This window comes from Rothia sp. HMSC072E10 (assembly GCF_001813965.1).
Taxonomy (GTDB): domain Bacteria; phylum Actinomycetota; class Actinomycetes; order Actinomycetales; family Micrococcaceae; genus Rothia; species Rothia mucilaginosa_A.
On sequence record NZ_KV814476.1, the window covers coordinates 25,221 to 47,343 of the forward strand.

Below are 22,123 nucleotides of genomic sequence, written 5' to 3' on the forward strand. Positions count from 1 at the left end.
GGAAAATATCGGTAGAAATCTGGTTGAGCTGCTCACGCAGGTCGGTCAGTTCCTGAGTCAGGTTACGCAGGGTGTTTTCTACGCCGGGCCAGGTATCATTACGGAAACGCTCAGCCAGGGGGCCGTCCCAGTTGTTGGGGTCCTTCAGCTGGTTACCCTGCTGGTTGAGGTTATTAATCTCGTTCTGCAGGCCGCCGTTGATGATGTTCTGCAGAGCAGTAATAGCATCCTTGGCTGCCTGCGATGAGAGTACGCGATCAGACACGGTGATCCTCTTTCGTCGATGAATTGCCGGAAGATGTGCATTAGACACGCGAATATCAAATACGCACCTTTAGTGCTTCGCACCACTTTGAACACTACACCATCTCATATAAAAAAGCGCCCACAACATCCCCATGCAGGAAAAATTTCCAACAGTGGATACCGCATCTTAGTAGATAGACAAGCTTGTTCCCATCTCGCCAAGAACCTTCCTTGTGTACGGTATTCTATGAGATATATGCCACTCCACTAGAGGGCACACATTCATGCAACTCGTAACCACATACGAAATGAGGACTTTCATGTCTGAGAACACCCCGCAGCCGACCGCACCGCAGCAGCCGCAATTCGCCCAGCAGGCACCCGCCGAGGCACCGAAGAAGAAGTGGGCGGCAGTAACCGCACTGGTCCTGGGCATCATCTCCGCACTGACCGGCATCTTTGTCATTGGTTCGTTCCTAACCATCCCGACCATTGTTTTCGCAGTGATTGCTCTGGTCATGGTCAAGAATGGCACCGGCAAGGGTAAGGGTATGGCGATTACTGCCCTCGTGCTGGTTCTGGTGGCGTACATTGCTACGTTTGCTTTCTTCCAGATTCGTGCCGCGAACATTGAGAAGTCTAACCGAGAGGCCCGCGAGGTTATCCAGAAGTGCGAGAACCACGAGCCTGGCTACTCCATCACTGAGAAGGACGGCAAGCGCTACTGCAACGCCGGCGGTTGGGTCTACGAGATGGATAAGTAAACCGGTCCGCCTGGTTTAGTAACCGACTCTGTGTGATGGGGGGGCGTTCGCACGTGCGGCAGTCGCCGTGCCTGCGAGCGCCCCTCAACCGTATCTTCCGTGAGCGTTATGTATCTGGACCGTTCGGATAAATCCTGGAGCACCACACAGGAACGCCCCCGCGGCCGAGAGTCATCCTCTCAGCCGCGGGGGCTTCACCGTATCAGCGTGTCCTCACGCAGCGAACACTAGGAGGCGCGGCGGCGAGAACGCAGCACCATCACAGTACCCGCACCCAACACCAGCGCACCGCCCACAGCCACAGACGCCGCACCAAAACCAGTACGCGCCAGGCCGCCCTGCTGGGCACCACCAGAAGAAGCAGACACACCGGACTGACCCATGGAGCCGCCACCGGTACCACCGCCGGAGACACCACCCGGGTACACGCCGCCAGCAGAACCATCAGCCGAACCGTCAGAGGAGCCCTGCGCGTTCACGTCACCAGCGGCGCCAGAAGCACCAGCCTGACCGGACTGACCAGACTGCGCGGCACCCGACTGACCCGACTGGCCAGCCTGACCGGAACCAGCATTACCGCCAGCACCGCCCGGGGTTGCCGAATCCACACGGCGCACACCGCTAAAGTCATCCGACTCAGCGTTCGGGTCCTTCGGCACGGCAGTCTCAAACGAGCACGCATCCGACGCCTTCTTACCCACAGCAACCGCAAGCTGCTGCACCGGGCTGCTCACCTCAGTACCATCAGCCAGGGTCGCGGAATAGTGCACGTCAAACATGTACTGGCCGGGCTCAGAGAACACCCAGTTCGCGTGCGCGTGCGTCGCGTAATCAATGTCGATCGTGGTCTTGCCGGTCGTCGAATCCAGCAGCACATCCGCACCATTCAGCGACTCAGTGAACATGCCGAAGCGTGCACCCTGCGGCATGACCTTCGGCACCACGTGCAGGCGCACCGGGCCGCGTAGCTGGCTGTAGTCAATATCCTGCGTGTTGTAGCCGGGCCAGGGCAGGCCGCTCTGCTGAGTCTGCGGCAGACCGTAGAAGGCGGTGCCGACCGGGCCCATGAAGTTCAGCTTCTCATCAGCCATACGTTCGGTGCGTACACGGCGGGCGTTCTCGCTGACCGTCCACACGACCGAATCAAGCGGGCGCACCGTCGAATCGGCGTCAATGATGCCGCTGTCGTCGCGCAGACCCACGGACAGCTGGCGGTCCTTCAGGGTCGCCTGAATGTCCAGGTGGCCGTGCGAAATCTTGGCGCGGCCATCAATCTGACCGGGCACGCACTGGTGACCCGGGGTTCCGGGGGTGGACGGCTGAGCAGAGGGCGCCGGTGCGCTCGGGGTCGGGTTCGCGGGCGCGGGGCTAGACGGTGCCGGAGTCGTCGGAGCCGGGCTGGAGGGCGCAGGCTCGCTGGGCACTGCGGGCACGCTCGGAACCTCGCTCGGCGAGGTCGTGGGCGCAATGCTCGGCTCGCTGCTGGGTGCCTCGCTCGGCTCAGCAGAGGGCGCAACCGTAGGCTCAGCACTCGGCGAAGGATCCACCGGAGCAGGCTTCGGCGCATCCGCAATCGGCGCGCTATCGGGAGCCAACGCACCGTGCGCGGTGTACTTGGTGCCCGGCTCGTAGTTCGCCGCAACCTCAGTGGTAGAGGCGGAAGCGTTCATGTCCGGGTGGGTCAGCATCTTCACGCGCAGAGCCGTGCCCTTGTAGAACGACTCGTCACGGAAGGTAAAGCGCGCCACGCCATCCTCGACGGAGCCTTCCAGGTCGAGGTACGGGTACACCGGGTCATCCTGGGCGTAGAAGCCGCCGCGCATGAAGCCGCGCACCTTCGGGTCCTTGAAGCGGACCTCAACGGTGCTGAAGCCGTTGCCGTTCGGGGTGACGGTCACGTCGTAGTCCATGCTGGTCGGCGTGTACTGCTCGGTGCTGAGCACGGTGTTCGCCTGATCCGGGATCTCCTCGGGCCAGGAGCCGTTGCCGTCGTCGCTGTACACGCTCTCAGCCTTGCCGGGCTCGTAGGCGAGCTTGTGCGAGATCCAGCGGGACGCCTCCGCGCTATTCGCATCGGAGGTGTCCGGGGTGAAGACCGCCTGCAGCTGGGAGCCCTCGCTACCGAGCATTTCAGACCAGGTGGCGGTACCGTTCACGACCGGCAGGTCAGTCAGGAAGTAGCCGTTGTTGTACAGGGTCAGGGTGCCCTTGAGGTTCTTATTCGCGGCGGTGAAGGTGATGTCGCTGAGCTTGTCGTCAGCGTCCTTGTTCTTTGCCGGGTCGGCGTCCAGGCGGTGCGGCGCCACGGACAGCACGTACTTTGCGGCGTCCAGGTCACCGACGGGTGCCGCGTTGTAGCGGTTGACCGTGGGCACGGCGGTGGGGGTGCCGTCACCGAGCGTGGGCTGCATGCCGCCAACCTGCCAGACCAGCTTCGACGGCTTAGAGCTGATGATGCGGCCGTCGGTGGAGCGCGCCACGGTGCGGTAGGTGACCACGTAGCGGCCGGGGCGGGTGAAGGTCGTGGTGTTGTGCGTGTGGCTACCCTTATCGAGCAGCCAGGAGTGCCAACCGTTCGAGCTGCTGGAGAGCATGCGGTACACGTCGGCGGGGGCATCGTCCGGGTTGTAGCGGAAGAGCTCCATGCGGCCGGGGCCCTCAACCGAGAGAATGTCGGTGGCGAACACGCCGTCACGGAAGCGTTCGGTGGGCACCTTCGTGGATGCGCCCAGGCCAGCCCAGATGGGGTCCTGGTTGCCGTAGGTCAGGTGCGGTGCCATGTAGAGGGTCTGGCCGGGTTCGCCGAGGAACGCCAGGGAGGGCGAGTCGCCCAGGGTCATGGTGTACTGTGACTTGCCGTCGCGGCCGCTGTAGCCCTTGCCGACCCAGTTGACGGTCTTATCCAGTTCGTAGGTGTCTGCGCCGGTCTTGTAGGGGTTCGCCTCGTTCATGAGGACGAAGGTGCCGTTCTGCTCGTCCCAGTATGCCTTGGGGGCGTCGACGTGGCCCTTGGTGGTGACGATTTTGCCGTCGTCGGGGCCCGCGGCGGCGGGGATGGAGGGGGCTGCACCGGCGAGCGCGAGCAGTGCTGCGGCGGAGAGGAACGCGGCGGCGCGGCGGAGGGCGGGCTTGCCGCCGGGGATGAAGAGCGCGGGAGTGTGTGTGGTGACCCGTCGTTGGGTCTGCTTCTGAGAGCTCATGACAACCTTTCTCATTTTTCTCTTTCTTAGCGTAGCTCTTTTGCAAATAATTGTCATTCAGAACCTAAGTGAGTATAGTGATTCTCAGAAACACATGTGCGCAGAGGCGCGCCCAAAAACGCACACCACGTACATTCACAAAGAGAAAACACGGCAGAGTGCACCCCTTCCGCAAGGGAGAAACCGGCAACAGGCCGCCGGGCACCCCCCCGGGAGCACCGGGTAGCGCGCCAGCCAACGAGCAGTCATCCAAGGAGCCACCATGCAAGGACGCACCAAACCCCTGAGCCTACTCAGCGCAACCACCCTCGGATGCACCCTCGCACTCGGGGCACCCCTCGCCCTCCCCCAGGTCGGCACCTTCACCGCCGCACAGGCGCAGGAAAACCAGGCGCAGGAAAACCAGACCGGCACCCAGGCGGGTACCGAGTCGCGCGGTTACGTCAACTACGAAGGTGACTACGTCATCGCCGGTGTACACACCGAAATGCTCAACGCCTTCCTCGACGGCAACCAGTTCACCCTCGGCACCCTCGCAGACACCGCCCCCGGCCAGCAGGGACGATTCAACCCCGCCCGTACCGTCTTCCACCTGCCCGACGTCGAGGATGCACACACCAAGGTCGTAGCAGGCTACGACTACATTGCCCCCGAAGGCACCGACATCTTCTACATTCCCTCCACCCGCACCCGCGGCCTGCTCTACCCCGGCCTCGGTGCGGAAGGAATCCGCCCCGGCGCACTCAAGGACAACACCATCAACCTTGAACTCGTGCGCAGCAGCGTACCGGAAGGCGGCCGCGCCGAGGTCTTCACCGAATCCGGCCGCGACAACCCGCGCGTCTTCAGCACCAACGACCAGCTCGCACCGCACACCATCACCGCTGGCGGCCACGAGCACCTCAGCTGGGCATTCACCCGCGCAGGCATCTACCAGCTGACGTTCCGCGCCACCGCAACCCTTGCCGACGGCACCCCGGTCAGCTCCGAGGCGACCTACACCATCGCCGTGGGCACTAACGCTGAGGACGGCTTCAAGCTCCTGAACGCGCAGAACGCCGCAAAGGAAGCAACCAAGGAAGCCACGAGCGAGGCAACCACTACCCCCGAGGCGAGCACCACCGCCACCGAGAGCGCCACCAGCAGCCCCAGCGCATCTACCTCCGCAAGTGCTGAGGCGAGTGCATCTGCTGAGGCAAGCGCATCCACCGGTATTCGCCGCGTGGATGGATCCGTGAACGGCCAGAACGCCGCGCAGGTGACCGACCCGAACGGCGCAAAGTCTGCCACAAACGGTGAGCAGGCATCCCAGGGTGGATCCGGTGTAACCGCTATCAGCGGCACCGACAACACCAATAACGGCTCTGACAAGGGTGAAAACAAGGACGGCAACAAGAGCGGCAACTCCCGCAGCGTGAAGGGCTCCAACGCCCAGAACGTCACCGCACCCGGCAACAACAGCGGCGGCGGCATCCTCTCCTCCGGCCTGCCCGGCAGCCTGAACCAGCAGTGCATCGCCACCGAGGTCCCCGCCGAAGACGCCAAGGATTCCAAGGACGCTCAGAAGGACAGCAAGCAGAGCAACCAGGCAGCCCAGGCGCCGACCGGCATCCCCACCCTCGCCGTGGTTAACGCCGCCGAGCACAGCGGCCGTGAAGAAGTCACCCACGGTCACTTTGACGTGGGCCCCGTGCTCAACGGCGGCAACCTCACCAGCAGCGTGAAGGACGACCGCACCAGCCCCGCCCGCCACGTCTCCCCCGGCGCCCTCGAGTTCGTGCTCAATGACGCCGCGAAGCTCAACCTGCCCGCGGGCATGGAAGACATCGCCCCGGCGGGCACCCCCGTGCACATGATTGGTGCAACCCAGCAGCAGGGCGTGCCCTGGCTCGGCTGGAGCACCCAGGACCCCGAACTGCTCAAGCAGCTCGACGGCCCCGTCACCATGAGCCTCAACGGTTTTGAGGGCCCCGGCACGATGTCCACCTTCCTCTCCGGCAACTTCGGTTCCGCCGGTCAGAAGGTTTTCGATTCGCGTAGCGGCGGTTCCTTCCAGGTGCCCGCGAACACCCACCAGCACAGCAACTGGGTGTTCACTGCCGAGGGTCGCTACACCGTGACCATCGGCTGGACTGCGCGCCTGAAGAACGGTCAGCAGGTCAGCAGCGAATCGGTTCTGCACTTCACCGTCGGCAACCCCGATAACGCTCCGGCAAGCAACAACGCGCAGGGCGCGGCGGGCACCAAGCAGGACGGCGGCAACGCTAACAGCGCTAACGGCGCCAACAACGGCGGCGAGCAGAGCACCGCCAAGAACCCGCTCAACGGCACCGTGGACGAAGCCACCGGTATCGTCACCAAGCCCGACGGATCCAAGGTGCGCATCGTCGGCAAGACCGCGTCCGGCGAGGATTGCGCCTTGACCAGCCAGGAGCTCGCCACCGCCCAGAAGGCGGCCGCGGCGGGTAAGCTGCCGAACACCGGTGTGGTCATCGACCCGTTCATGGTCAGCACCTCGGTTCTCGCTCTGGCGCTGGGCGCCATGATTCTGCGTTCGGCACGCCGGAAGGGACGCCGCGGTGGCACCGCATAGCGGACATACCGCCGGCGAGGGTTCGCACGCCTATACGCGACGCGCCGCCCTCACCCTCGCCTCCCGCGCCGCGGCGGGTGCCGGTGCAGGTGCCCTCGCGCTGAGCGGATGCGCCAGCACCGTCAATGCCTCCTCCGACCGGATGCACGTGGTCGCCACGACCCCGATTCTGGCGGATTTGGCGCAGCAGATTGCCGGCGACCGCGCCAGCGTGCACTCCCTCGTGCCTGCCGGTGCCGACCCGCACTCGTATGAGCCGAGCCTGCGCGATATCCGCGATGTCGCCTACGCCCGCTGCGCCCTGACGAACGGCCTGCTGCTGGAGCAGCGCAAGCTCACCAAGATGGTTGAGGCGAACCTGCCCGCCGGGGTCGTGTCCGTGGCGGTTGCGGAGAAGATCGAGCAGTACGGCGGCAAGCTGGAAGCCATTGTTGAGGATGCCTCCCTGGACTCCATCTGGCTGGGTTTGCGCGTTGAGGAGGGCGGGCAGAACGAGTCCGCCCCCGCCGACTCTTCGGAGGCCGGCATGCGTTTTGAGGTGCAGAGCGTGCGGGCGCGCACCGCCACCGATTCCTCGAATGCGCAGCTGGCGGCGTTCATTACGCAGACCTTCGGCGCGGTGGAGATGCTGTGCGATTCGCATGCGCGCGGCGTGAACCTCACCCGCGAGGGGGACACCGCGATCCGTACCGGCGATATGGGTTCGCTGGAGCTACCCCTGCAGGCGCATACGCACCTGTCGTGGGCGTTTAGCGATGCCGGCGAGTACGCGATTGAGCTGAGCGCCACCGCGGTCAAGGCCCCGGAGTCCGTGCATTCTTCGCGCGGCACCCTGTACTGCGCGGTCGGTCGCGACCCGCAACAGCTGGTGGACCGTCTGGCGAAGGAACAGAACGTTTCTGCCGCCGAGATTAAGGTTCTTTCCGCAGGTCACGCCGATATTACGGCGCGCACCGGCGACGGCAGGCTCGTGCTCCGCGCGGATTCCTCCCAGGGTGCCGTAGAGTACGAACTGAACCGCGCCGTGGTCGCGGTCCCCTCCCGCACCCTGCAGGAGGTGCCCGCCGGCGGTAGCTACCGTTTCCTGCGGTCGGGTGCTTCGGAGCATCGCGGCCAGGTGTACCTGCTGGCGCAGGCCGTTCTGGGCAAGCACGTGCACGGCGAAATCGACCCGCACATTTGGCATTCGGTACCGAACGCGAAGGCGAGCGTGCAGGTCATCCGTGACGCGCTGACCTCCGCCGACCCGGCGGGTGCGAGCGAGTACGCGGCGCGCACCGAGCAGGTCATGAAGGAGCTTGACACCTTGGACGCTCAGCTGCGCCAGGTGTACGGGGCCCTGCCGGAGGCGGCGCGCAACCTGGTCACCACGCACGACGGCTACCGCTACCTGGCGAGCACCTACGGGTTGCACATTGCAGGTTTTGTGAGCGCCAGCGCCAGCGGCGAGCCGAGTATTCAGCAGCGTCAGCGCCTGCGCCGCACGGTCGAGGATTTGAAGGTTCCAGCGATTTATCTGGACAAGTCCACGGCGATGCGTTCGCCGGTTCTCACGGAGCTGGCTCGGGAGGCTCAGGTGCGTACCGGGGTGCTCTATTCGGACACTCTGGATGCGCAGGCTCCTCACTACGCGCAGATGATGCTGGCGAATGCTCACACGATTGCGCTGTGCTCTGGGGCTAGTTCCGGCGGCGATTCTTCGGGTGCTAGCTGCTCGGAGGCAAGCACCTTATAACCCGGTTTTAAGCTACCCACAAGCCCATATAGCCATATCAGCATATAGATAATCTTTCACACACCGTTTCGGTCATGATCCAAGGAAGTCCTCATGATGAACTCAACCACCCCCTCCCGCTCCTCACGTAGCCGCGCGCTGCCCGCCCTGGCTCTGGGCGCCAGCCTCATGCTCGCCCCCCTGGGTGTGGCACACGCGGAGACCACCCCGGCAACCGCTGAGAGCGCCTCGACTCAGCCGAGCGACAGCAACCTGAGCCGCGGCGAGCGCGCCCTCACCCAGACCCTGTCGGCGGAGCAGCCGGTCGCATCCGGCCGCATCGAAATCTCCGCCGGCCACGTGGACATGGGTCCTCGTTTCAACAACGGTAAGTTTGAGCTCATGCTCCACGACGACCACGGCGAAACCCCCGTCTGGCGCAGCCTGGACGAGGTCATCTACCGCGGCAGCGATAAGGCCATCCTGGAGGTGCCGAACGACCCACGCTACTCCTTCGTGGGCGCACCCGCCGGTTCTAAGGTGTACGTGATTCCGCAGACCGAAACCAAGGGCGTCATCTGGCCGGGTTGGAACACCCAGGATCCGCAGCTGGTGTCCAAGCTGAACCGCGGCGTGAACCTGACCCTGGAGCAGGTGAGCGGCCCCGGCACGTTCAGCCTGTACCTGGAGAACGGCAACTTCTCGGCGCCGCAGGTGCTGTGGTCCTCGACCAAGAGTGAGCCGCAGAAGCTGTGGGTTGAGAAGAACACTCACACCCACGCGAACTGGGTATTCACCGCCCCCGGCGAGTACCTGCTGAAGGTCACCGCGAGCGCCGAGCTCTCCGACGGTTCGGCCGTGTCCGATACCCGCTACCTGAAGTTTGCGGTGGGTGACTCCGCGAGCGCCGATACCCTGTACGCGATGGAGGCGCAGGCGCGCGGTTCCTCGAACTCGGCTTCTTCTGCATCTTCGGACGCTTCGTCTAGCTCCGCCACCCAGGCCACCGGCTCCTCCTCTGCTGCCGCGGCGAGCGACCAGAGCGGTTTCCGTGCCGAGTTCTCGATTTCCTGGAGTCCTATTGTCGCGGGCATCGTGGTCGTGGTGGGCGTGGGCGCGTTCATCGCCTCCCGTCGCCGCCGCTCCTCCGCTCAGCGTGAGGCACTGGATGAAGTGCGCGGTGACCGTTCGTGAGCGCGTCGGTAACAGCGGGTACTGAGCCCGTCCTCGAAATTTCAAACCTGTACGCCGGCTACGCGCGCCGCTCCATCCTCAAGGATCTGTCCCTGACCCTGGAGCGCGGCGAGTTTGCGGGTCTGATTGGTGCCAACGGTGCCGGTAAGACCACGCTGCTGCGCACCATTTTGGGCCTGATTCGCCCCGCCTCCGGGCAGGTTCGCGTGTTGGGCGAGTCGCCCCGCGCGGCGCGTGCGCACATCGGTTACGTGCCGCAGAAGCACCAGTTCCAGTGGGATTTTCCGCTGACCGTTAAGGATACGGTGATGACCGGCCGCGTGCGTGAGATTGGGTTCTTCCGCCGCCCGGCGAAGAAGGATTGGGTGCAGGTCTTTTCGGCGATGGAACGCACCGATGTTCTGCACCTGCAGGACGCCTCCATCGCGGAGCTTTCCGGTGGCCAGCGGCAGAGGGTGTTACTTGCGCGCGCGCTGGCGGCCGGCCCCTCCCTGCTGCTGCTGGACGAGCCGTTCACGGGCGTGGATGCCCCCACCCAGACCACGCTGACCCGCCTGTACCGCGAGCTGGCGGACGAGGGCATCACGATTCTGATGTCCACGCACGACATGCTGGCGGCGCGCGAATCCTGTTCGCGTCTGTGCGGTGTGCGCGGCAATATTCACCTGGACGGCCCGGCGGCCTCCTTCAGTCTGGAGCAGCTGCACACATGGTTGCACGGTCACGATATTGAGGAGGCGCAGGGTCACGCCCGCACGGGCTTCACCTGTGCCGGTGGTGCGTTGGATGAGTACGGCCACGAACTGCCGGATTCCTGCGCTTCTTCCCCCGCCCACGCTGATACTGCTACTTCTACCGGGAGTTCCCGTTGATTACTCCTCTCGATTTTCTGGCCGATCTGTTCAACCCGTCCCTGGCGTTCCTTCCGCGCGCCCTGGCTGCGGTGCTGCTAGCCTCGGTGGTGACGGGTGTGGTGGGTTGCCACGTGATGATGCGCGGCATGGTCTTCATTGGCGATGCGGTGGCGCACTCGGTGTTCCCGGGCCTTGCGGTGGCATTCGTGCTGGGCGGCAACCTGATGGTGGGCGGCCTGACCGCGGGCGTGGTAACGGCTATTCTGGTGGCTATTTTCAGCCAGAATCAGCGGCTGCGCGAGGATTCGGTCATCGGCATTTTCTTCGCCGCCTCTTTTGCGCTGGGCATTGTGATTATTTCCTTGGCGCCGGGCTATTCGGGGTCGGTGCAGGATTTCTTGTTCGGCTCGATTGTGGGTGTTTCGAATGAGGACATCACCAACGCCGCAATCATGGGCGCCGTGATCCTGCTGGTGCTGTGGCTGTTCCACCGGCAGATTGTGACGGTCAGCCTGGACCGTGAGAGTGCCCGCGCGATGGGCCTGCCGGTGCTCGCCCTGGACATTGTGCTGTACGTTCTGGTGACCATTTCCGTGGTGCTGGGCCTACAGACCCTCGGTAACGTGCTGGTGCTGGCGCTTCTGGTGATTCCGGCGTCGGCAGCACGCCTGGCCTGTCGTCGACTGGGGTCGATGATGGTGTTCTCGCCGGTATTTGGCGGTATCTGCTCGATTGTCGGCCTATACCTGTCCTGGGCGTTTAACCTGCCGACCGGTGGCACGATCGTGCTGTCGATGGTGGCGGCTTTCGTGCTGGTCTGGGCCGTTACGGCGGTTCGTTCTCGAGCGCGCGCACAGCTCAAGCAGAGCTCGGAGGCAGCGGCTTAAGCCTTCAAGAGGCCCCATGCTTAAGCTTTAAGAACCAAAGAGAACACTCCGTGTAATAAAGACGCTTAATTTAACACTCCCTGTTTAATGAAAGTACAACCTATCAAACACTTCTTATAGGTTGATATCGGCAGTGATAACGTCATCGCTACCCCTTACATGAACTTCAACGGAGGAGTCAGCATGAAAGCGTATGTTTACCACGGCCCCGACCAGAAGGGCGCCTGGGAAGAAGTGCCGAACCCCACCATCCTCGAGCCCACGGACGTCATCGCACGCGTGGACACCACCACCATCTGCGGTACCGACCTGCACATCCTCAAGGGTGACTGCCCCGAGGTGGAGCACGGGCGCATCCTCGGCCACGAGGCTGTCGGCACCATCACCGAGGTAGGCTCCGCGGTGACTGACCTGAAGGTCGGCGACCGCATCATCATTCCGGCCGTGACCAGCTGCGGTAAGTGCTCGTACTGTAAGGCGAACCGCCCCTCGCACTGCCAGACCGTCGGCGGCGTCGGCTGGATTTTCGGTTACATGATTGACGGCACCCAGGCTGAGTACGTGCGTGTTCCCTACGCAGAGACCTCGGTTCACCTGGTTCCGGAGGGTCTGACCGACGAGGACGTCCTCTTCCTCACCGACGCGCTACCCACCGGATTTGAGATGGGTATTCTCAACGGCAACACCAAGCCCGGCGATACCGTCGCCGTGATTGGTGCGGGCCCGGTGGGCCTGGGCGCGATTATGACCGCTAACCTCTGCGGTGCCGGTCGCGTCATCACCGTCGACTTCGACGAGAACCGCATGGACAAGGCCCTGGAGCTGGGCGCAACCGATAAGGTCAACGCGGGCGACCCGGACTTCATCGAGAAGATTAAGGCCCTCTCCCCCGACGGCCTGGGCGTAGACGTCGCTATCGAGGCCGTGGGCGTTCCGCAGACCTTCGAGACCTGCACCAAGATTGTTCGCCCCTACGGCAACATCGCGAACGCCGGCGTGCACGGCAAGCCCGTTGAGCTGCCGCTGAACACCATGTGGATTTCTAACGTGAACATCAACATGGGCCTGGTCAACTGCAACACCGTGGGCAACCTGCTGAACATGGTTCGCTCCGGCCGCCTGAACGCCAAGGCCATGGCGACGCACCATTTCTCCTTCGACCAGTTCGAGGAGGCCTACGACGTCTTCGGGCACGCGACCGAGCACAACGCGGTCAAGGTTGTTATCGCTCGCGAGGACGCCCCCACGCCTCGGTAGGCACGCATACCGTCAAGGTCCCGGAACTCCTGTGTTGAGTGTGGGGTTCCGGTGGGATGGTTCATGACACCGTGAACGTCCCTCGATGCGCCCCCGGGTGAGAAAGGGTAGGACTCACCCGGGGAGCGGATCCCCCGTCCGCGGTAGCGGACGGCTCGAAAGACGTGATGCGCCCGCCGGCTACCCGGCGAGATGGCCGGTACGATGCACGACGAGCGCATCGATAGGCTCTTCTGGAACGCGCGGTACCTCCGATTTCGCGCGCCCCCGAAGAGAATAAAGAAAAGGGTCGTACGCTTACGGTTCAACGGCGAACTCGTAGGCTGCGACCCTTTTCTCATGCCCGGATTCCGGCGCTGCGGGGATTTTCTGTACTCCGGGGTTTTCTGTGTTCCGGGCGGGCTATTTAGTTTTTGGGCTTCTCAGCGCCGGGTTCCTCACTGGCGGCATCGTGCGGGATGCGGGTGAACGCCTCCGTGGGGTCATCTGCCCCGGATACGGCAACTGCTGCGGCGGAGGGTTCGGTGGCACTTCCGGTGACGGGCTCGGTGGGTGCATCAGCCGGATCCTCGGCAGGCGCTTCAACGGGCACCTCCGCAACGATGGGCTCCTCCGAGATAGGCGCCTCCGGAGCCTTCTGCACATCCTCCTGCTTATCCTGAGCCGGAGTCTCTACGGGCTGCCCAGAAACACCCTGCTCGGTAGCTACCGGCTCACCGTGCGCGGAATCCTTCTGCTCATCCTTGTGCGCGTCCTTATGTTCGAGCGTGTAGATGATGCGCGGTTCCAGACGCTCGAAGCCAATCTTGGAACGCACCCAGTTCACGAAGCGGTCGATGCGGTCCTCCGCCTCGGTAGTTTCAACAACCCGGTAGTTACGCGGCAGCATCACGCTATCGCTGAGCACACGCGGGTACTCGTCGATCTCCTGGATACCCGCCATGTACATATTTTCGCGGAACTGGTGGGCGAACTCCTGCTGGCCAAGGAACAGCTGGTCGGCGTAGGTTTTAGCCGCCAGGCGCTCGCTGTAAGCTTCCTTGGAATCGCGGGCGCCCTTCTTGGAGCCGTAAATATCCCAGAAGTAGAAGTACACGTTGTTCGCGATAATGGCGGAAATAATACGGTTCTGCAGGTACACGAGAGAACCGACGGCAACCGCACCAACAATCAGGAGCACCACGGCGAGCGGGGAAAGCGCAAAGTCAGACAGATTGCCGCGGTGGTTCGTGAACAGGCCAATTAGGTAGACGATGGTGACCACGATGATGGGCACACCGATGAACACCACGGCGAGCGGCACCCAAATGTACAGCAGGCCGCGCAGAATCAGGCGGTAGTAGCGTACCGAGTCACCGATGGGGATGGGCGTGGGTTTCACGGAGGAGTGGGCACGCTTCATGAGCAGGCTGAAGATGCGGTTGCTGTCGATGCCAACTTTACGCAGCTTCGATTCGAGGGATGCTCGTTTGAGGAAGACCCGGTAATTTTCGAGAACGACGCGCTGGTCGGAGGTGAGCTTTTCGGGGTCGGGTAGGGCGTTGAGGTCCAAGCCGGCTTCGGTGAGGAGCTTGCTCCACAGCTCTAGACGCGCCAGTTCGGAGGGTTTCGCCGCCGCCTGCGCCTGGTAGTTCTTGTAGGAGATGAAGATGGTGCTGGCACCAATCAGTAGCGTAATGAAGGGTGCTATCCAGTCTTTGAGTCCCATGGTGGCGTTCCTCCTTGAGTTGTGTGGAGCCGCTGGTTCCTCGGTCTTTTCAGCGCGTCTTTTCAGGACGTCTTTTTGGGGCGTCCTTTGCGGGCGCGAGCCCGCTGTTTTTACCGTACCACCGGCACCTGTGCTGAACCTTTAAACGCACAGGTGGGTGCGTAAATTAAGCCCCGCCTCCCGATGCTGCGGTTTGAACTGCGCCCCGAAACTTGGACGCATTAAATACTAGCCGTTATGCGGCCTCCTGCAGGGCCTGAACCCGGTACTCTACCGGAGTCAGGCCCCTAAGCTTTACCTGACGTCTTACTGTATTCCAATGCGTGATATAGGCATCAAGGTCGGCTTTGAAGCTCTCGAAGGTCTGCCAGTCCTGGCCGCGAAAGAACTCGTCCTTAATGTGTCCAAAGACCTGCTCGGTGGCACCATTGTCGATGCAGTTGCCTTTACGTGACATACTCTGGATGAAACCATTATCAGCAAGCGTTCTGACGTAGAACTCGTGCTGATACTGCCACCCCATATCCGAGTGCAAGACCGGCTTAGCTCCCTCGGGTTTGGCATCCATGAGTACCTGAAGCATCTCTTGCTGCTGGGCAAGATTAGGGCACATCGAGATGGAGTGGGCAACAATCTCCTTGCTGGCAAAGTCATAAACCGGAGCGAGGTAGGCCTTACCAAAGGAAAGCTTAAACTCGGTAACATCGGTACCCAACTTCTGCCAAGGACCAGTCGCCGTGAAGTTGCGACCGATGATGTTCTCAAAACTTTGCCCCGCCTCCCCCTTGTAAGAGTTGTACCTGCGGTAGGGCCTCTCACGGCGTATGCCGCAGCGCAACCCCATCTGGCGCATCATCTTCAAGACCGTCTTATCGGCGATGCGCACCCCTTCCTCAGCGCGCAGGCACATAGCTACTTGTCTGTGACCGCACCCTTTGGGGGTTCGCGAAAAGATTTGCGCGACCTTGGGACGTAGCTGCACTCTGGTTGGCTGCTGGGGGTGAGCCAGTGCGTAGTAGTAGCTCGACCTGGCAAGGCCAGCAGCTTCGAGGAGATCACGCACCCTGTGTCCGCGCCCTGAAAGCTCGGCGACCACTAGGGCTTTGTCCCGGTTTGGGAGCGTCTGTGCGCCTTCAGGGCAATCGATTTTTTTAGGTACGCCACCTGTGCCTCAAGCTTGCGCACGCGCTCTTCGAGTTCCTCCTCACGCGTTGGTGGCACCGCCCGCACCGTCCCCTTCGGCCTGCCCTTGGGCTTAGGTTTAAGTGCCTGCGCGCCGCCCTGCCGGTACAGCCTGCACCACTGCTTCAACGGTGTCGTGCTCGCAATACCGAAACGCATCATCGCATCAGGCTTACTCATTCCACCATCAACTACAGCCTTCGCTGCGGCGACCTTGGTCTCGTAGTCGTATTTGGTGTGTTTTACTCCCATGGCAAGAAGCCCGCCCTTCCCGATGACGCGGTACATTTTCTGCCACTCTCTCACAGTCGCGGCAGACACACCAAGCCTGCTGGCGGTCAAACGATAGCCACGTCCCTTCTCAAACATTTGCGCTGCCTGTTCCCGAAGCAAACGGTCATGCCTTAATCCCAGATGCTCAGACATGAAAAGCCTCCTGTTTCTTGGACTTTAGTTTTGTTGTCCAAGAAACGGGAGGCAGTTCAGTAGCGTCAGGAGGCGGGGCTCATGTATTCCGAATTAGTGTTCTGCGAGCTTCATTTCGCGCGGTGCCTTGCGGATCATGAGGTAACTGATAACAGCCATAACACCCATGAGCACGGCGCTGAACGCGGAGCTCAGCACCACGCCGGAGTCGAAGGCGGCAAATGCGGAGGAGAGCAGCTGATTTGCCTGCTCGCCACCCACCTGGCTTGCGACCGTCACGGCACCGCCGAGGGTTTCGTGGGCGTTATCGGCGAGAGTCTCATCCAGACCGGCGGGCACGACCACGTTCGCACGGTAGACGGCGGTGAGCATGCCACCGATGATGACGGCACCGAGCACCGCACCCGTCTCGTAGGAGGTCTCCGAGATCGCGGATGCCGCACCAGCCTTACGCGGCGGAACGCTGGAGAGCATCAGGTCGTTCGAAATGGTCTGAGCAATACCGATACCGGTACCGAGCACGATGAAGATGAGGATAATAACCACGTCGCTGTGCGCACCCAGGAAGGCGAGCACCGCGAACGCGGCAGCGTTGAGCGCCAAACCGAAGGACACCACCTGCGCCGGGTGGAAGTGCACCGCCACGCGCGCAATCACCAGACCGGCGATAATGGTCGCCAGGGTGCCGGGAATCAGCAGCATACCGGCGTACATGGGCGGCAGACCGGAGACCAACTGCAGGTGCTGGGAGGCGAAGTAGATAAAGCCAACGTCCACCGTCATGGAGATGAGGTTCGCGGTAATCGCACCGGTGAACACGGTGTTGCGGAAGAGGCGCACATCCAGCATGGGCTGAATGTCGTTCTTCTCGCGGTTGAGCTGACGCAGCACAAACAGAACGATGAAGCACAGACCGGCAAGGATGGTGCTAATAGCCACCGCATCGAAACCGGTTTCGGAGGTGTGAGTCAGACCGAAGGTAATACCGGTCATGCCGGTCATAATCAGCAGGATGCTCAGCGGATCCACCGGGCTGGGATTCGGGTCCTTAGACTCGGGCACCATAATCGGGGCAAGAATCAGCAGAGGAATCAGAATCGGCACAGCGAGCAGGAACACCGAACCCCAGTCGAAGTGCTCCAGCAGGAAGCCACCCACAATCGGGCCCAGCGCCGCACCGGCGGAGAAGCCCGAAGCCCACACGGCAATAGCGATGCGGCGCTCGGTCGCGTCCACAAAAATATTGCGAATAATCGACAGGGTTGCCGGCATGAGCATCGCACCGAAAATACCGAGCAGGGCACGGGCAACCACGAGCATCAGTGCGGAGGGTGCGAACGCCGCGAGCGCAGAAATCGCCGCGAAGCCGGTCGAACCGATGAGCAGCAGCTTACGGCGGCCGATGCGGTCACCGATAGCGCCCATGGGCACGAGCAGGGCGGAGAGCACCAGCGGGTAGGCATCAACGATCCACAGCTGCTCCGCGGAGGAGGGGCTCAGCGCCTTAGCGATTGCGGGCACCGCGAAGGCGAGCACCGTGTTGTCGATGGAGACCAGGAGCACCGGGAGCATGAGCACGCCGAGTGCCGCCCAGCGCTTGGTCTTCTGGTCGGGGGCGTGAATGGGCAGAGCCGTGGTGTGCGGATTGTGATTCGTCATGAAGTGTTTCGTGCGTCTATAAAGTGTCGGCTGATGTGGCGGACGCGGGCGCGGCATCAGCTCGGTTTGTTTTTTGGACTAGGTCTTTTAGTAAGTCTTTTAGTGAGGTTTTGGGGCTTGTCCGGGGAGTTTTAGGGGTCCGGGCGGGTCCACAAACGAAGATTAACTATACCAACTGGACGGTATAGTTTCAAGCGGTTAGACTGGTACCCATGACCACCCCCAACCACCGCAAACAGCGTGCCAACAACTCCCGCGAACACATCCTCGACACCTACGTCGACCTACTGATTCGCTCGGGAGAACGCGCCGCAACCCTCGACGCCGTCGCCACCGCCGCCAAGGTCTCCAAGGGCGGGCTACTCTACCATTTCTCCTCCAAGAAGGCGCTCCTTGAGGCGCTCGCAGAACGCACTCTCACCCTGGCTGAAGAGGACTTCGCGGCGATGGAGCAGGCACCCGAGGGGGCAAGCGCCTACTACATCAATTCCTCCACGCCGGATAACACCCCGTTCGACCGTGCCCTCATTGCCCTCAGCCGCCTGACTCAGAACAATAATGAGCTCGCCCAGCAAACCCTAGCCCGTGTACAGGAGGGGTGGCACTCGCTCATTCTTGCCGAGCTCGGCGACGAACGCATCGCCCGCGCCGTGCTACTTCTGGGTGACGGAATGTACTACAACGCGGCCTTCGGGGGCGGCTCCGCCAACCCGCAGACCGCCGACATGCTCAAATCCGACCGCGCCGCACTGGAACGCGCACTGCAGGTGCTCAAGGCCGCAGTGATTGCCAATTAACGACCCCCGCATGTGCGACTACCCCGATGAAAACCCGGGTACCGACAGGCACCGAGGGTTTAAACTGAAGTGATACGTCATCACCCCAACCAAGGAGTTCCCATGATTTTTATTGCCGTGAAGTTCCCCGTCAAGCCCGAATACGCCGACCAGTGGATTGAGAAGACCCGCGCCTTCACCGAGGCAACCCGCGCCGAGGAAGGCAACAAGTTCTTCGAGTGGTCCCGCAGCATCGAAGACCCGAACGAGTTCGTTCTGCTCGAGGCTTTCAACGATGACGCCGCTGGCCCGCATGTAAACTCTGACCACTTCCAGCAGGCTCTGAAGGACATGCGCCCCATGCTGACCGCAACCCCGAAGATTGTTTCTCGCCTGGTTGACGGCGAGGGCTGGGACGCTATGGGCGAGCTGCAGATTGACTAGTCTGCACCGCTGGTATGCACCCTAAAATTACATAGTTAGACGTTGCATAAGTAGACGCTGGAGCGCCCCTCCGTACTGTTCTTGTGGACAGGCAGGAGGGGCGCTTTCGCGTGCGCCACACCTAAACTTTTTCCCCTTGACACGACGCGGATGGTACCGGTTTTCGGGTCAGCGGATGCCTTGCGTGCATTTTTACCCTATTAACCCCTTAAAATGAGTAGAGTATGCACACCTATCGATACCCATTCGCACAGGAGGCCTGAATGAGCATCGCATCTGAGCCTCTTCCCGGCGCAGTCGCCGTTGAAGAGCACAACGACGTGGACCACTCTTCCGTATCCCTCGCCGTTTCAACCGTTATCCTAGCCCTGCGCCCCAAGGAGAACGAGACCCACCCGACCCTGTGGCTACCGCTGGTTCGCCGCCTCCGCGAGCCCTACAAGGACCAGTGGGCACTTCCCGGCGGCCCCCTCAAGCCGACCCTCTCCCTGGAGGAGGCGGCCGGCTTTACCCTGAAGCGTGCCACCAACCTGGAGCCCGGCTACCTGGAGCAGCTCTACGCGTTCGGCGACGTTCTGCGCACCCCCGAGGCGCGTGCCGCCCGCCTGAGCGGCGCCCCGGTTCCCACCCCCGCCGCCGATCACGAGCGCGTGGTGTCCGTGGTGTACTGGGCGTCGATTCCCGCCACCGAGGTCGCGAACACCCGCGTGCACGAGAACATCCGTTGGTTCCCGGTGGATGAGCTGCCCGAGCTGGCCTTCGACCACAACGAAATCATTGAGTACGCACTCTACCGCCTGCAGAACAAGGTCGAGTACTCGCGTATCGCGCACTCCTTCCTGGGTGAGGAGTTCACCCTGGCGCAGCTGCGTGAGGTGTACGAGGCGATTCTGGGTCGCACCCTGGATCCGGCGAACTTCCGCCGCCAGATTGCGGCGTCGAAGTCGATTATTGACACCGGCCGCCGCGTGGAGGGCACCCGTCACCGCCCGCCGCGCCTGTACCGTTACAACGATGCTCAGGCGTACGCGGATGCGGGCCCGCTGGGCATGTACCGCGAGCGCCACGAGGCGTAATGGCGTTTCGCGCGTTGTACGCGCGCAGATTTAATGCCTAAGATCTAATGCTTCAAAGGAGGGGTGGCACCGTGCGGTGTCGCCCCTCCTTTTGTGTTCTCTAGTACTCTCCGGTGCTCTCTAGGGGGTATCGGTACTTGTCAGAAGGTTTTGCGGAGGGTGTTTGACTCAGCACCCACACAGTTTCTATGCTTGAGCCATCAGCTCTCTTCCTGCACTACCCCATTGCGAGGGTAGCTACGGAGCTGAACGTATCGTTTGACCGAAGCCACCAAGGCGCGACCGGGGTGCCCTTCGGAATCTAGGAGGCATCAAAGAAATGACCCACCGAGCATAAGCCCGGATCCAACAACACCAGGTCAATGCGCTTTTATGCGTCCACCCCACTACCCGGGCTTACGTGTACCTACAGACCGCGCTCGGGTTTTTTCATATTCTCATGCCTAACGTGCAATACGATGGCGGGAATCCGAGCACCCATTCGAAGGAACTCGGCCCATGCCACACCACATTACACTCGACCATATTTCGTATGCACATCCGGGTGAGCCCCCACTTTTCACAGACCTTTCCGCGGTATTTTCTGCGCCACTCACCGGGCTTATCGGTGATAACGGCGCCGGAAAAACTACCCTCTTCAGACTTATTCTTGGCGACATAAACCCTAGTCAAGGCATAATCAGCACCCCACCGCACATAGCGTACCTACCGCAAGATTTAGGGTTGAGTGGGCATCAGCATCTTGCCGATATTTTTGGAATTACAAAAATATTGCAGGCGCTTGATGCGCTGGAATCGGGCGAATATTCCCCCAGCCTTTACGACACCATAGGCGACGCCTGGGATATTGAAAAACGCACCCTCGTAGCCCTTGCCGAACATGGTTTTGGTCCTGCCCTCACTACGACCGATACACAGGCCCGTCGCAACCTTCTGGTGCGTCCCCTTAGCACCTTTTCAGGTGGTCAGACGGTCACAGCCGCACTCACCGCGCTTCTGTATTCAGACCCAGAGTTCATCCTGCTCGACGAGCCGACGAACAACCTAGACTCCGCGGCGAAAGCCCAGCTCTTCACGACACTGGAGGCGCTACCCTGCCCGGCGCTCATCATTAGCCACGACCGCGACCTGCTGGAGCGCGTGCACGTGATTGCCGAGCTTCACGCCGACCGTCAGGGACTGGCTCATCTGCGCCTCTTCGAGGGTAACTACAGCACCTACCGCCAGGCGCTGGAGACCGAACAGCAGGCAGCTCAGCGTCGCGTGAGCGAGGCGAAGAATGAGGCGCGTAGAACTGAGCGTGAACGTGCCGAGAACCAGATTAAGCTCGATCGCAACACTCGCCGAGGTCGCGAATTTGAGCGGTCAAAGCGGAAACCTGGCATGGCTATGGGCCTGGATAAGAACAGTTCAGAGCGCTCTGCCGGGAAACTTCACACAGCCCACGAAAGCATGGTGGCGGATGCGCGGGCGGCAGTTGGAGAAGCCCAAGAGAACCTGCGCGTGCAGGAGCGTATCTATCTGGAACTTGTTCAGGATGCGCTCCCACTGGGGCGGAAAGTACTGGAATTACATCGGGTGAAGAACGACTCTTGCGCATCTACACCGCAGAGCACCGACCTTAAGAATGCGTACACCCAAAACACCGTTTCACGTGAAACACAACCATATAAAGTTGATTATCTGCTTCAAATCCAAGATTTTCCCGAGGTTCTTATCCTGACCGGACCCGAACACCTGCACATCACGGGAGCAAACGGCAGTGGCAAGACTGTGCTTCTCAATGCGATAGCGCACGCGAATGACCCTGGTTACCGTTCCCCAGTGCCGCCTGCATACCAAGTGCTCTACCGCCTGGACAACACCGCATACCTACCGCAGCGCATCATCCTCGACCCGGAGCTCACCCTCCTTGAAACCGTACAGAGGGCGAATCCCGGTGCGAGCGAACAGCATCTGCGTGACCAGCTGGCGCGCCTGCTCTTCCGTCGCGAAAGCGTACATCAGCGCATTGGGGATTTATCCGGAGGTGAGCGCTTCCGTGCCGCGGTGGCGCAGGTACTTCTGGCCAACCCGGTGCCGCAGCTACTCATATTGGATGAGCCGACGAATAACCTCGACATTTCTTCGGTGGACTGGCTGG

Annotated in this window: 17 protein-coding genes; 11 read left to right on the forward strand and 6 right to left on the reverse strand. The window is 61.8% G+C overall.

Annotated elements, in window-relative coordinates; genetic code table 11:
- Positions 1-265, reverse strand: a 265-nt coding sequence (locus HMPREF2944_RS00300; RefSeq protein ID WP_070679319.1) for a pyrophosphorylase, incomplete at its 3' end; no start/stop codon positions are given.
- A 301-nt stretch (positions 266-566) separates the two neighbouring features.
- Here HMPREF2944_RS00300 and HMPREF2944_RS00305 point away from each other — a divergent pair.
- Positions 567-1,010 (forward strand): DUF4190 domain-containing protein, encoded by a 444-nt coding sequence (locus tag HMPREF2944_RS00305; RefSeq protein WP_070679322.1) that lies wholly within the window; start codon positions 567-569, stop codon positions 1,008-1,010.
- 227 nt (positions 1,011-1,237) lie between these two features.
- Here the strand turns inward: HMPREF2944_RS00305 and HMPREF2944_RS00310 are convergent, their stop codons facing one another.
- Positions 1,238-4,210 (reverse strand): choice-of-anchor M domain-containing protein, encoded by a 2,973-nt coding sequence (locus HMPREF2944_RS00310; RefSeq protein ID WP_070679325.1) that lies wholly within the window; start codon positions 4,208-4,210, stop codon positions 1,238-1,240.
- A gap of 262 nt (positions 4,211-4,472) precedes the next feature.
- On the opposite strand from HMPREF2944_RS00310, the gene HMPREF2944_RS00315 reads away from it, so the two are divergent.
- The 6 genes from HMPREF2944_RS00315 (at position 4,473) to HMPREF2944_RS00340 (ending at position 12,709) form a co-directional block, all read left to right on the forward strand.
- Entirely contained in the window at positions 4,473-6,803 is a 2,331-nt protein-coding gene (locus HMPREF2944_RS00315) for a TIGR03773 family transporter-associated surface protein (protein ID WP_070679328.1), read from the forward strand.
- Positions 6,790-8,538: an anchored repeat ABC transporter, substrate-binding protein gene (locus HMPREF2944_RS00320; RefSeq protein WP_070679332.1), complete on the forward strand. Its 1,749-nt coding sequence runs from the start codon at positions 6,790-6,792 to the stop codon at positions 8,536-8,538. Before HMPREF2944_RS00315 ends, HMPREF2944_RS00320 begins: the two co-directional genes overlap by 14 nt.
- Positions 8,539-8,631: 93 nt before the next feature.
- A complete protein-coding gene (locus HMPREF2944_RS00325) occupies positions 8,632-9,711 on the forward strand; it encodes a TIGR03773 family transporter-associated surface protein (RefSeq protein ID WP_070679335.1) in 1,080 nt (359 codons plus the stop codon).
- Positions 9,708-10,583 (forward strand): metal ABC transporter ATP-binding protein, encoded by an 876-nt coding sequence (locus HMPREF2944_RS00330; RefSeq protein WP_070679338.1) that lies wholly within the window; start codon positions 9,708-9,710, stop codon positions 10,581-10,583. Before HMPREF2944_RS00325 ends, HMPREF2944_RS00330 begins: the two co-directional genes overlap by 4 nt.
- A complete protein-coding gene (locus HMPREF2944_RS00335; protein ID WP_049333785.1) occupies positions 10,580-11,452 on the forward strand; it encodes an anchored repeat-type ABC transporter permease subunit in 873 nt (290 codons plus the stop codon). Before HMPREF2944_RS00330 ends, HMPREF2944_RS00335 begins: the two co-directional genes overlap by 4 nt.
- A gap of 183 nt (positions 11,453-11,635) precedes the next feature.
- On the forward strand, positions 11,636-12,709 hold the full coding sequence (locus HMPREF2944_RS00340) for an alcohol dehydrogenase catalytic domain-containing protein (protein ID WP_070679341.1): 1,074 nt from the start codon (positions 11,636-11,638) through the stop codon (positions 12,707-12,709).
- 406 nt (positions 12,710-13,115) lie between these two features.
- On the opposite strand, the gene HMPREF2944_RS00345 is transcribed toward HMPREF2944_RS00340, so the two are convergent.
- The 4 genes from HMPREF2944_RS00345 to HMPREF2944_RS00360 form a co-directional block, all read right to left on the reverse strand.
- Positions 13,116-14,417, reverse strand: a complete 1,302-nt coding sequence (locus HMPREF2944_RS00345) for an NADH dehydrogenase (protein WP_070679343.1) — start codon at positions 14,415-14,417, stop codon at positions 13,116-13,118.
- Positions 14,418-14,652: 235 nt separating this feature from the next.
- Positions 14,653-15,513, reverse strand: coding sequence for an IS3 family transposase (locus HMPREF2944_RS00350; protein WP_070679346.1), 861 nt, complete (start codon positions 15,511-15,513; stop codon positions 14,653-14,655).
- On the reverse strand, positions 15,513-16,025 hold the full coding sequence (locus tag HMPREF2944_RS00355) for a helix-turn-helix domain-containing protein (RefSeq protein WP_070679349.1): 513 nt from the start codon (positions 16,023-16,025) through the stop codon (positions 15,513-15,515). Before HMPREF2944_RS00355 ends, HMPREF2944_RS00350 begins: the two co-directional genes overlap by 1 nt.
- Before the next feature lie 93 nt (positions 16,026-16,118).
- The gene (locus HMPREF2944_RS00360; protein ID WP_070679352.1) at positions 16,119-17,684 is read right to left on the reverse strand and encodes an MFS transporter; all 1,566 of its coding nucleotides are present in this window, start codon (positions 17,682-17,684) and stop codon (positions 16,119-16,121) included.
- A 212-nt stretch (positions 17,685-17,896) separates the two neighbouring features.
- Here HMPREF2944_RS00360 and HMPREF2944_RS00365 point away from each other — a divergent pair, with 212 nt between their 5' ends.
- From HMPREF2944_RS00365 to HMPREF2944_RS00380, 4 genes are all read left to right on the forward strand, one after another.
- Positions 17,897-18,481 (forward strand): TetR/AcrR family transcriptional regulator, encoded by a 585-nt coding sequence (locus HMPREF2944_RS00365; RefSeq protein ID WP_070679355.1) that lies wholly within the window; start codon positions 17,897-17,899, stop codon positions 18,479-18,481.
- Positions 18,482-18,583: 102 nt separating this feature from the next.
- Complete coding sequence (locus HMPREF2944_RS00370; protein WP_005507364.1) at positions 18,584-18,904, forward strand: putative quinol monooxygenase; 321 nt, start codon at positions 18,584-18,586, stop codon at positions 18,902-18,904.
- A gap of 263 nt (positions 18,905-19,167) precedes the next feature.
- Entirely contained in the window at positions 19,168-19,980 is an 813-nt protein-coding gene (locus tag HMPREF2944_RS00375; protein ID WP_070679358.1) for an NUDIX hydrolase, read from the forward strand.
- A gap of 498 nt (positions 19,981-20,478) precedes the next feature.
- A partial coding sequence (locus HMPREF2944_RS00380) for an ATP-binding cassette domain-containing protein (protein ID WP_070679361.1) occupies positions 20,479-22,123 on the forward strand: 1,645 nt, incomplete at its 3' end.